The 11,282-nt window shown below is 32.4% G+C and carries 8 protein-coding genes; 1 reads left to right on the top strand and 7 read right to left on the bottom strand.

The genetic code is table 11. The annotated features are described in order from the left end of the window. Positions 1-232 (bottom strand): hypothetical protein (locus tag TD29_RS06575; protein WP_040279675.1); only part of this gene is annotated, 232 nt, incomplete at its 3' end. A gap of 392 nt (positions 233-624) precedes the next feature. On the opposite strand from TD29_RS06575, the gene TD29_RS06570 reads away from it, so the two are divergent. Then, positions 625-2,316, top strand: coding sequence for an ABC transporter ATP-binding protein (locus TD29_RS06570; protein ID WP_040279674.1), 1,692 nt, complete (start codon positions 625-627; stop codon positions 2,314-2,316). 469 nt (positions 2,317-2,785) lie between these two features. Here the strand turns inward: TD29_RS06570 and TD29_RS06565 are convergent, their stop codons facing one another. The 6 genes from TD29_RS06565 to TD29_RS06540 all read right to left on the bottom strand — a co-directional run bounded on the left by TD29_RS06565 (position 2,786) and on the right by TD29_RS06540 (position 11,282). Then, positions 2,786-3,439, bottom strand: a complete 654-nt coding sequence (locus TD29_RS06565; protein WP_040279673.1) for a CoA transferase subunit B — start codon at positions 3,437-3,439, stop codon at positions 2,786-2,788. Positions 3,440-3,459: 20 nt separating this feature from the next. Then, complete coding sequence (locus tag TD29_RS06560) at positions 3,460-4,164, bottom strand: CoA transferase subunit A (protein WP_040279672.1); 705 nt, start codon at positions 4,162-4,164, stop codon at positions 3,460-3,462. Between the two features lie 154 nt (positions 4,165-4,318). After that, positions 4,319-7,021: a carboxypeptidase regulatory-like domain-containing protein gene (locus TD29_RS06555; protein ID WP_241485251.1), complete on the bottom strand. Its 2,703-nt coding sequence runs from the start codon at positions 7,019-7,021 to the stop codon at positions 4,319-4,321. After that, positions 7,008-7,724, bottom strand: a complete 717-nt coding sequence (locus TD29_RS06550) for a GLPGLI family protein (RefSeq protein WP_040279670.1) — start codon at positions 7,722-7,724, stop codon at positions 7,008-7,010. The genes TD29_RS06555 and TD29_RS06550 overlap by 14 nt, the downstream gene beginning before the upstream one ends. An 80-nt stretch (positions 7,725-7,804) precedes the next feature. Beyond that, positions 7,805-7,990, bottom strand: coding sequence for a hypothetical protein (locus TD29_RS06545; protein WP_152611475.1), 186 nt, complete (start codon positions 7,988-7,990; stop codon positions 7,805-7,807). Positions 7,991-8,924: 934 nt separating this feature from the next. Next, positions 8,925-11,282 carry a penicillin-binding protein 1A gene (locus tag TD29_RS06540; protein ID WP_040279668.1) on the bottom strand — a complete coding sequence of 786 codons (2,358 nt, stop codon included), beginning with the start codon at positions 11,280-11,282 and terminating at the stop codon, positions 8,925-8,927.

Raw genomic sequence — 11,282 nt, 5'->3', positions numbered from 1 at the left:
TATAGCCTACACCTTGATTAGCTAAGGTTTGTAGTTCATTATCACTGAGTTCTAATTGTAATGTGTCATCTAAAAATAAAGCACCGCAGGTCATGTCAATACCATGGTTGTCTAAAATCTCAACAACAGTAGCGTCAATATTATTAATGGTAACGCGCTTGTAAATATCTTGAGCTAAAGATATTTGAGCGACCATAAATAATAACACAAATAAATAAGTAGTTTTTTTCATCAGTAATAAATTTAATGAACAATATCAATTCATATAACATGCTAATATATTACATTAATTACTATTTTATCCACAAAACGCATATTAAACCGTCTAAAGACGTGTTTTGTTAACATTTTATATCTTTAATTGATTAATATTAATCCTCATAAAAATAACATGTCGTTATATTCAGTTTAACTCTTTTTGAGTTCCTTAGCCTTAACTTCTATCTATTATTTAATCCATTATTTTCTAATTATTATGCCTTCTAAAGACCATGTAATTTAGCAACTTGCTCCAATTAATTTACTATTATTGATTGCTTTATGTTTTACATTTCCGTTGAAAACTAGCTTAATGCATTAATTTATATTTTTTTAATTAAAATAAAGAATTGATTACATTTACCTATGCAGAATCAAATTCTTTTAAAAGTAGAGCAACTTTCAATTTCTTTTTCTTCGGAAGGCATTGATAACGAAATCATTAAATCTATATCTTACCATTTAAATAAAAATGAGATTTTAGGTGTTGTAGGTGAATCTGGCTCAGGAAAATCTGTATCTTCATTAGCTATTTTAGGCTTATTACCAAAAAAGATTTCAAAAATTACTCAAGGTTCAATTCAGTTTGACTCGCAAGACTTAACAACACTTAGCGCTAAACAATTTCAGAAGATAAGAGGAAAAAAAATAGCTGTTATTTTTCAAGAACCCATGAGTTCATTAAATCCATCAATGACTTGCGGAAAACAAGTTATAGAACTGCTACTTCAACACACCAATTTATCAAAAGCAGAAGCTAAAACCGAAACTTTAGCGCTTTTTGAGAAGGTGAAACTACCATTGCCTGATCGTGTTTATAATGCCTATCCTCATGAAATTTCTGGCGGACAAAAACAACGTGTCATGATTGCTATGGCAATTGCTTGCAAACCACAATTATTAATTGCAGACGAACCAACGACTGCTTTAGATGTCACTGTTCAAAAAGATATTATTTTGCTACTTAAAGAACTTCAAAAAGAAGGGCAAATGAGTATCATTTTCATCTCTCATGATTTATCTCTAGTATCAGAAATTGCAGACCGTGTTATGGTCATGTATAAAGGAGCTATTGTTGAACAAGGTGACATTGAACAAGTTTTTAAATTTCCGAAGCATATATATACAAAAGCATTAATCAACTCAAAACCATCTACCAAAACACGATTAAAACAGTTGCCTACCATAGATGATTTTATAAATAATACAGCAACATCTACAGTTATAACCTCAACAGAACGTGCCGAAACTCACCAAAGAATATATGCTCAAAAACCGCTTTTGGAGGTTATCAATATTGAAAAGGAATATATATCTAAGTCTGGATGGTTTTCAAAGCCCGAAACCTTTAAAGCAGTAAATAAGGTGTCATTTAAATTATACAAAGGAGAGACTTTGGGTTTAGTAGGTGAATCTGGTTGCGGTAAATCAACGCTTTCTAACGCGATCTTACAGTTAGACAAAGCGACAGCTGGATCTATTTTATATCAAGGCTTAGATATTACTAAACTATCTAGATCTGCAATACGTAAACTTAGAAAAGAAATTCAAATTATATTTCAAGACCCTTTTGCGTCTCTAAACCCAAGACTAACCGTTGGTAAAGCCATAATGGAACCCATGAAAGTTCATGGTATTGGCACCTCTGAAACTGATAGAAAACAACGGGTTATAGATTTATTATTAAAAGTTGGATTAGATGATACGTATTTTAATAGGTATCCACATGAATTTTCTGGTGGCCAACGTCAACGCATAGGCATTGCTAGAGCAATTGCCGTAGAACCTCAACTTATTATTTGTGATGAATCGGTATCGGCATTAGATATTTCTGTGCAAGCTCAAGTACTAAATTTGCTTAATGATTTAAAAAGCAATTATGGTTTTACTTATATATTTATATCACACGATTTGGCTGTGGTTAAATATATGTCTGATCAACTAATTGTAATGAATAAAGGGGAAATTGAAGAAATGGATGATGCAGATGTTATTTATAATCATCCACAAAAAGAATATACTAAAAAACTTATTCATGCTATTCCGAAAGGATTATAGCATGAATATTTTTTTAGTTAGGGCTAAGACACTTTTAAACAATTTTAACGTGTTTTGAAAACTAGCAATAAGCTTGCTTTCGGTAATAGTAGGTTTAGGTAAATTTGGGGCAAAAAAGTTCATTTAGTCAAAATAATAAATAGTAGGTTTGGGGCAAAAAAGTTCAATTAGTTAAAATTATGATAGACTTGGGGCAAATCATAAAATTTAGGTTAAACATTAAATATCTTATTTCCGATTTGGTTTTGTAAACATACTACCCTTTTTCAATTAATCAGTCTAAATACACAATTAATCGTTGAAATACACTTAATTTTAACATTTAACACCTATTTAACAGAATTTTCTTACAATTAATTTGCTCAATATTTTCTTCGGAAATAAAAAAAGCCACTATAAAAGTGGCTCATGATATGTTTCGCATTACTCAAAAATGATAATGCACTTATTTTGAGGTTGATTTCAAGTATTACAAATCCATTTCTGGAATGTCACCATCTATAATCAAATGTCCTTCGGTAGCATTTTGAATCTCCTCTACCGAAACACCTGGTGCTCTCTCTAGAAGTTTAAAGCCATTTGGAGTCACTTGCATAACCGCCAAATTAGTAACTACTTTTTTCACACAAGCCACTCCTGTTAAAGGTAACGAACAATGTTTCAATAATTTTGAAGCACCAGCTCTATTGGTATGCATCATAGCCACAATGATATTTTCTGCACTGGCAACGAGGTCCATTGCGCCACCCATTCCTTTTACCATTTTACCTGGTATTTTCCAATTGGCGATATCACCATCTTCAGATACCTCCATAGCACCTAAAATAGTTAAATCAACATGTTGACCACGTATCATAGAAAAACTAGTAGCTGAGTCAAAAAAACTAGCTCCTGGCAATGTCGTGATGGTTTGTTTTCCTGCATTAATAATATCAGCATCTTCTTCACCTTCAAAAGGAAAAGGTCCCATACCAAGTACTCCGTTTTCACTTTGAAATTCAACTTCTATATCGTCTCTTACATAGTTTGCTACAAGTGTAGGAATACCAATCCCGAGATTAACATAGTATCCATCTTGCACTTCTTTTGCTATGCGTTTTGCTATTCCGTTTTTATCTAACATAATTTATAATGTATCAATTTTTAATTAGCTTTTGCACGAACAGTTCGTTGCTCAATTCTCTTCTCATACGTTTCGCCTTGAAAAATACGTTTCACAAAAATGCCTGGAATATGTATTTGGTTAGGATCTAAAGTTCCTACAGGAACGAGTTCTTCAACCTCAGCAACCGTAATTTTGGCTGCACCACACATATTAGGATTAAAATTTCTTGCCGTACCTTTAAACACTAGGTTTCCTGCCGCATCGCCTTTCCATGCTTTTACAAAAGCAAAATCGGCTTTAAAAGCATATTCTAAAACATACATTTTACCATCAAATTCTCTAGTTTCTTTACCTTCGGCTACTTCGGTTCCATAACCTGCTGGTGTGTAGATTGCTGGAAATCCTGCTTGTGCTGCTCTGCAACGTTCTGCCAAAGTCCCTTGAGGTATTAACTCTACTTCCAATTCTCCACTCAACATCTGTCTTTCAAACTCATCATTTTCTCCTACATATGACGATGTCATTTTATCGATTTGCTTGCCTTGCAATAATAAGCCCAACCCAAAATCATCTACTCCTGCATTATTAGAAATACACTTGAGCCCTTTGGTGCCCAAACGAACTAACTCTGCTATAGAATTTTCAGGAATTCCAGACAACCCAAAACCGCCAAACATAAAGGTCATATTATCGCTAACACCTTCAAGTGCTTCTTGAACATTAGCTACTTTTTTATTGATCATTTGTATCTATTTTTTCTACGGAAATTTACGAAATATATTTGTTAATCAGAAGGAGTTCTGACAGTTGTCGGGTAGCTGAAGACTATATTTTAATAATTTATAAAAAAGATTGTTCGCTTCGCTCTGAATGACAGATACATGAAGAAAATAAAAACTAAAACTTATAAGCCACTTTAAGCATGACGATTCTTGGGAGTATAAATGTTTTACTATCGGAAATGAGAAAACTATTAAAACTGTTCTGTTGTTTGAAGGTGACGTCAAACAAGTTGGATGCGTTGACTTCAAATCCCCAAGGACTGTCTTCAACTTGATAAAATAAGGATGCGTTTGCAGTATCAAACGTATTTTTAATGTTTGCACTTTTGTTTAAGTAAGCATCATAACTATAATCTGCTTTGAAAATGAAATTTTCTAGAAAATCATATTCTAAAAAAGCGAAAAAGCGATCATTTTCAAAATTGTTTTCTCCTGCAATAGATTTGTAATTATTAAAGTCTTTAGTGTAACCAAGCTCTAAATTTGGATGGTTTTTGAAAGACGTTTCAATACTCAATGTTGATGAGATACTTTTTGAAACGTTTAGATTTGTTTGGTTGTTTAATATTTGGTAGAAATCATTATAGCCAAAACGTGCGCTAATGTTATATTTTATCTTCTTTATTTTTTTTGATAATCTGCTACTCAAATTCCAAGAATGCTCAGGTAAATCAAATAATACTTGTGTTGTAAATTGATCAATACCTTGTAATTGAGTTACAGATTTTAAACTTTGTACACGCTTATTAAAACTCGTATTGACATTAAAGTTGAGGTTTTTAAAGAGACTAAACTTATAATAACTCAAACTAGCTGTATGATACAACTGGTTTTCTAAAGTAGTGTCACCTTTAAAAACACTATTAAAATTATTGAGCACAAAATTATTTGCCAAACGATTAATACTTGGGAATCTTGCGTTCAATTTGTATCTAAAATTTAGCTTTTCACTGTTATTAAATTCTACTTTGGTGGTAAATTGAGGTAGTAATAATGATTTTCTATTATTGAAACGCTCATCAAACTGTTTAGTGTTCCAGTTATAAAAATGATAATACAACATAGGTTTAAAGGTTGCAATTCCTATTTGAAACTTATACTCTAAACCAACAAACGTGTCTATAAAATTATAGGCAAAATCATTCCCAAAACCTGCGGAATTAAAATTGTTAACACTACCATCACTCAATTGCTGTACATCTTGATTTTCAAAACTGGTAAATGCAGCATTGACTCCAAAAGTGGTATATAAATGATTAAAATTATTGAGTACCCAATAATCTTTTATAATCGCATTGGCATTATGAGAATTTGAACGTTTGGTTTGTAAAATGGAATAAACTTCATCCTCTTCTAAAGGGATTAAACCTTGAAGTATTTGTTGATTAGTGAACCACTCTGTAATAGGCTTGTCATTTTGAAAATTATAGGTTGCTTCTAAAGTTGCTGTATGGTCTTTAGAAAGTTTCCTGCTATAACTTATATTTTGTTTGAGATTTAAACCTTTAATATCTGTAATCGTATTAATGTTATTACTTTGTGATGGGTTTATAGTTGTTATTAAACCATTAGCATCATTATTGGTTAGTTTTACAAAACTGTTATAGGCAAAGTCTTCGTCAAAACTAGGGTCATAATCTAGGGTGATTTTACCTATTGTAAAAAAATTGTTGATGTTGTTTGTTGTTGTTCTATCCTCTGTAAAAGGCTCGCTAAAATTTAGATACTCGTTTAAAGTATTGCTTTGAGTTTCTGTTTTGGATTTTGAAGTAATGATATAACCGCTTATATCTGTTTTCTCGTTGATGGATTGTCTAATGTTTAATGCTCCAAATTGATTGGTGTTTGCAGTATAATCTTGATTATTGAGATACTGTGCGAAATCGCTATTATACAATGAGAAATAACTCCCAGCATCTTGCATCAATTTACCAAAACCACCTTCAAACTCCAAATAATCTTTAAATGTAAAACTTTTTATCCCTTGGTTATTTAAGTCTCCTATAAAATTGACCGTTGTTTTTGGACTGTAATAAAATAAATTGGGATGAATAAGATATCTATCTCTTATTCCTGCGCCAATTTCTACGTCTCCAAAAGCAAATTTCTTTTTGTCTTCTTTAAGTTTGATGTTCATTGCCATATCCTCTGAGTCTTGTAGATTTTTGAGCATAGCCACCTCATTATAATTATCTAAAATCTCTACTTTATCTACAGCAACTGCTGGGATATTATTAACTGCTAACTTACTATTACCTGTAAAAAAGGTTTTATTTTCCACCAACACTTTAGTAACCTTTTTACCTTGAACCATGACATTACCAGCTCTGTCTACTTCAACGCCTGGTAATTTTTTAAGTAGCTCTCTTAATTTACGTTCTTCTCCTGTTTTAAAGCTATCGACGTTATAAGTGATGGTATCTTTTTTTACGGAAATTGGAGGTGCATAATTTAAAGTCACCTCATCCAATTGGTCTGGGTTTTCTAATAAAATAAAATTTTGGGTAATGTCTTCTTCTTTGGTGGTAATCTCAATGGTTTGGGATTTGTATCCTAAATAACTTACTGTGACGTTGTAGGTTTGGTTATTTGAAAGGCCAAGATTAAATGTACCATTATTTTCTGCTGCAGCAAATCGTATTTCTTGGTCATTTGAATCTGGTATTGCTAAAATGTTGGTGTAAGCTAATGGATTATTTAGACTATCAACTACTCTCCCACTCAATACTAAATTTTGACCAAATAGCAGAAAATTATTAAATAGTAAGAATAGTGTTATAAAAAAATAATGAGATTTCTCAAACTTAGTTTTTTTCAAAACCATATTCTTTTATTTTTTTGTCTATATAGTCTTGATACTCTATATAGGTCATCTCTATTCCATCAGTAGGTTTCTGTATCTCTACCTTCTTATCAAAATTAATATTCTTAGCGTAAAAGATTACATTATTGTGTTCTACCTCAAGAATTAGACCTGGTAAACCAAAATTTCCTTTTGGTCCAAATGAAACGGGAATATCTTTTGCAAACCAAGCTACTACAACTTCATTCTTGACTCTTATTTTGTTTTTATCTAAAATTTTTGAAGCTTTCAGACACGTATAACCATTAATTATTTTAGTATCTGAACTTATTTTCCAGTCATTCACTAATGAATCTTTAATTAAAAAAACATCGCCAAGCAATTCCTCCTTAATAATGTTAAGTTTTAGATTAGAGTTGGTATAAATAATATCGTCACATGCCACAAGTATAGCCTGCTTCATAAATCCTGATGCTATTTTATTATCAGATTCTAAACCATCTTTAATATAGAAAAGCGATTCATTTCCATTGAAACTAAGCTCATATTCAAGGCTTTCAAAATTCTTTGAAATCATTAAAAATAATTCCTTAGCTTTTTTGTTTGTTATAGTATCAGATAATTTTGAAGATGTTACTTTGTATGTTACTATACCACTATTGTTTTGTGAAAAACACGAACCGATATTAATGATTAAAAATAGTAAAACCAATTTCATAAATTCTATTTTAATTGTTATTTGAATAAGTTAAAAGTTAGGTTTTGTCTAAGTTGACAAACCCTAACTTAATTTATGATTTAATCTATTGTAAATGCATCATCTACGCAATCATCATATGCCCATGCTCCCATTTCTAATGCGTCAGCTCGGTCACGACCAGAATCAAGATGATTTTGATAGAGGCTAATAGCTAAATCAAAGCAATCGCTAAACGGATCTTCAGATATTTTCACAGAATTGGCATTTATCATGTTCGTTGACATAAACAACATTAAAGCCAGTACACTAAATACTTTTTTCATAATTTCTAAATTTTAAACCCATGCTCAATTTTTAACATAGGTTGGTTAATAAATAATTAACAAGGCTTAAAAATTACAAGGCTATCACAAGGCTAAAATGTTACAAGGCTACAAGGTTAAAAAAATAAAACCAACGCTGGTTTTTTTGGGAGCTACCCATTGTTTTAGATATCATCCAAATCGCCTTGTAAGTGATTTAAATTTTATCTTCAACACTGTAAACCTACAAAAAAAAAAACGCTAAATATCAAAACTTATTGTGTTAAAATTTAGCATAAGCGACTGTTAATAAGTTTTTTAATAAACTTATAGCCGTAGAAAGCTTACTATACTTGAAGACTATGGAAAAACCGTAATTTGAAGTGAAAAAAATCGTGTTTTTTAACAGTTTTAAATTTGGATAATTGAAAAAGACTTGAAACCCAATTATAGTATATGTTCTACATGTGATATTTGTTAAAATGACATTTTAGGTTCTCTTTTATGGAATGATATTAAAATTTATTAAATAGCTGTCATTCTAGAGGAGGAATGACTTAAGAATCTATATTGATTAAATTATAGAGATTCTTCGCTTTGCTCTGAATGACATCTTGCTTCTTTAAAGTAAATAATTGATTTTTATAATGAACTCATCTTGACTTTTTCTATTTCCGAAGAAAAGCTAGTTCATAGTTAATCATTATAATAAGCTGCATGATTATTATATCAAAAATGATTCCTGCTCGTTTGCTTCGCAAGGTATTTACGCATAAAATATATTTTATTCTTAATAGCGTTTGGAATGACAGCCAATATTATTTTAATGAAGTTACATTTCCGAAGAACATATTATGAAATAAAAAAGCCATTCAAAACTGAATGGCTTAGTATCTTTTCCGAAGAATATAAACTTTTAAAAATCAATAACACCATCTAAATCATCGTCAGGATCTGCGTCATCGTCTCCATTACCTTCCCATTTGCTACAATCTACCTCTATTGATAAGTCTGCTGGTTTCTCAAAACTCCCCTTAGAAATCCCTAAGTCTTCATCATCATAACACGAGTTCATGTACATACCCCAAATTGGTAATGCCATAGAGGCACCTTGACCATAAGAAATATGCTTAAAATGTGCTGCTCGATCTTCTGCACCTACCCAAACACCTGTGACTAGATTTGGCACCATACCCATAAACCAACCATCACTTTGATTTTGTGTGGTTCCTGTTTTTCCTGCAATTGGGTTTGTCAATTCATAAGGATATCCTGTAATAATTTCTTTATATATGGTCTGGTTTGTTCTCCAACTGTCTCGCAAACGACTTCCCGAACCAGCCTCTACAACACCTTGCATTAAATTCACGGTTGTATAAGCGACCTCAGCACTTAAAACATCTCTAGTTTCTGGTGTAAATTGGTATAAAACGGTTCCGTTTTTATCTTCTATACGTGTGACCATTACTGGTTTATTATATACACCCTTATTTGCAAATGTGGAATAAGCAGCAACCATTTCATAGACACTAATATCTGGAGTGCCCAATGCAATTGCTGGTACAGCAGGAATATGTGAATCTATCCCCAAATTTCTAGCCATGTCTACCACAGGCTCTGGACCTACTTTATCCATTAAACGTGCAGTTGCTGTATTTACCGAATTTCCTAATGCTGCTTTTAAGGTCATAAAACCATCATAACGGCCATCAGAATTTTTGGCGGTCCATGGTTCTGGATTACCATACTTACCAGCTTCAATTGTGATTTGCTGTCTTGGTATCGTATCACAAGGTGATAAATGCAATTGATCAATTGCTGTAGCGTAAACAATAGGCTTAAAAGTAGAACCCACTTGACGTTTTCCTAATTTTACGTGATCGTATTGAAAATGTCTAAAATTCATACCACCAACCCATGCTTTTACATGACCTGTTTGCGGATCCATAGACATCATTCCTGGTTGCAAAAACGATTTGTAATAACGCATAGAATCCATAGGCTTCATAATGGTATCAATTTCGCTTGGCTGACCGTCTTTCCAGGCAAAAACACTCATTTGCGTAGGTTTTTGAAAGGAGGCTGTAATTTCTTTTTCAGATTTGCCTTGAGATTTCATAACTCTCCAACGTTCAGATCGTCTCATTCCAGAGTTCATTAAAGCTTCAATTTCATCTTTATCAAGATCTAAAAAAGGCGCTGTTTTATTTCTATCTGGTGTGTTTTGGTTATCAAACTCTGCTTGTAATCTTGGCATATGACGACCAACAGCGACCTCAGCATAATGCTGCATTCTAGAATCTATGGTGGTGTAGATTTTGAGTCCGTCGTTATATAAATTATACTTTTCGCCATCTGGTTTAGGATTGTTTTTAATCCAATCTTTCATAAATTTATCTAGATAAGCCCTAAAGTAAGTTGCTGTACCTTCACGATGCGATTCTGGCGAATAATTTAAATCTAATGCTGTTTGTTGTAAACTATCTTTTTTTGCTTCGGAAATGTACTCGTATTTATACATTTGCGCTAAAACAACATTTCGTCTGTTTCTCACACCTTCTGGGTTACGATGTGGTCTTGGGTTGTAAAGCGATGAGTTTTTAAACATCCCAACTAACATTGCAGATTCTTTAAGCTGCAACTCTTTTGGCTCTTTCCCAAAGTAAATACGCGACGCACTACGTATGCCGTCGGCATTATTTCCGAAGTCATAAATATTAAAATACATGGCAATGATTTCCTCTTTGGTATATTGACGTTCCAAACGTGTAGCAATAACCCATTCTCGCACCTTTTGAAAAATACGTTGCACTTTATTTGAAGAGACCTGTTTAGTAAATAATTGTTTAGCTAATTGCTGCGAAATGGTACTTGCTCCACCACCTTTTCCTAATTTTACAACGGCTCTTACTGTGCCTCTAAAATCGATACCTGAATGGTCGTAATGTCTAATATCTTCGGTAGCAACTAAGGCATCTACCAATTCTTTTGGCAGTTCTTCATAATCAACAGGTGTTCTATTATCATCTAAATAAAATTTACCTAGGGTTTGATCATCTGATGAAATAATCTCTGTTGCTAAAAACGTTTTTGGGTTTTCTAGAATGGTATGATCTGGCATTTCGCCTAAAAGTCCCCAAGATGCCAAGAGAAACATTAAGAAAAATGCAACAACACCTCCTGTAAATATCATCCAGAAGCGTCTCACATATTTTGAAAAATCTTGAGCGTTTTTTTTAGCAGGTTTTTTCTTTGCCACTGTTTTTTTTGCCAT

Source organism: Psychroserpens damuponensis (assembly GCF_000826655.1).
In the GTDB taxonomy this organism is placed as follows: Bacteria; Bacteroidota; Bacteroidia; order Flavobacteriales; family Flavobacteriaceae; genus Psychroserpens; species Psychroserpens damuponensis.
This window is presented reverse-complemented; position numbering and strand designations above follow the sequence as displayed.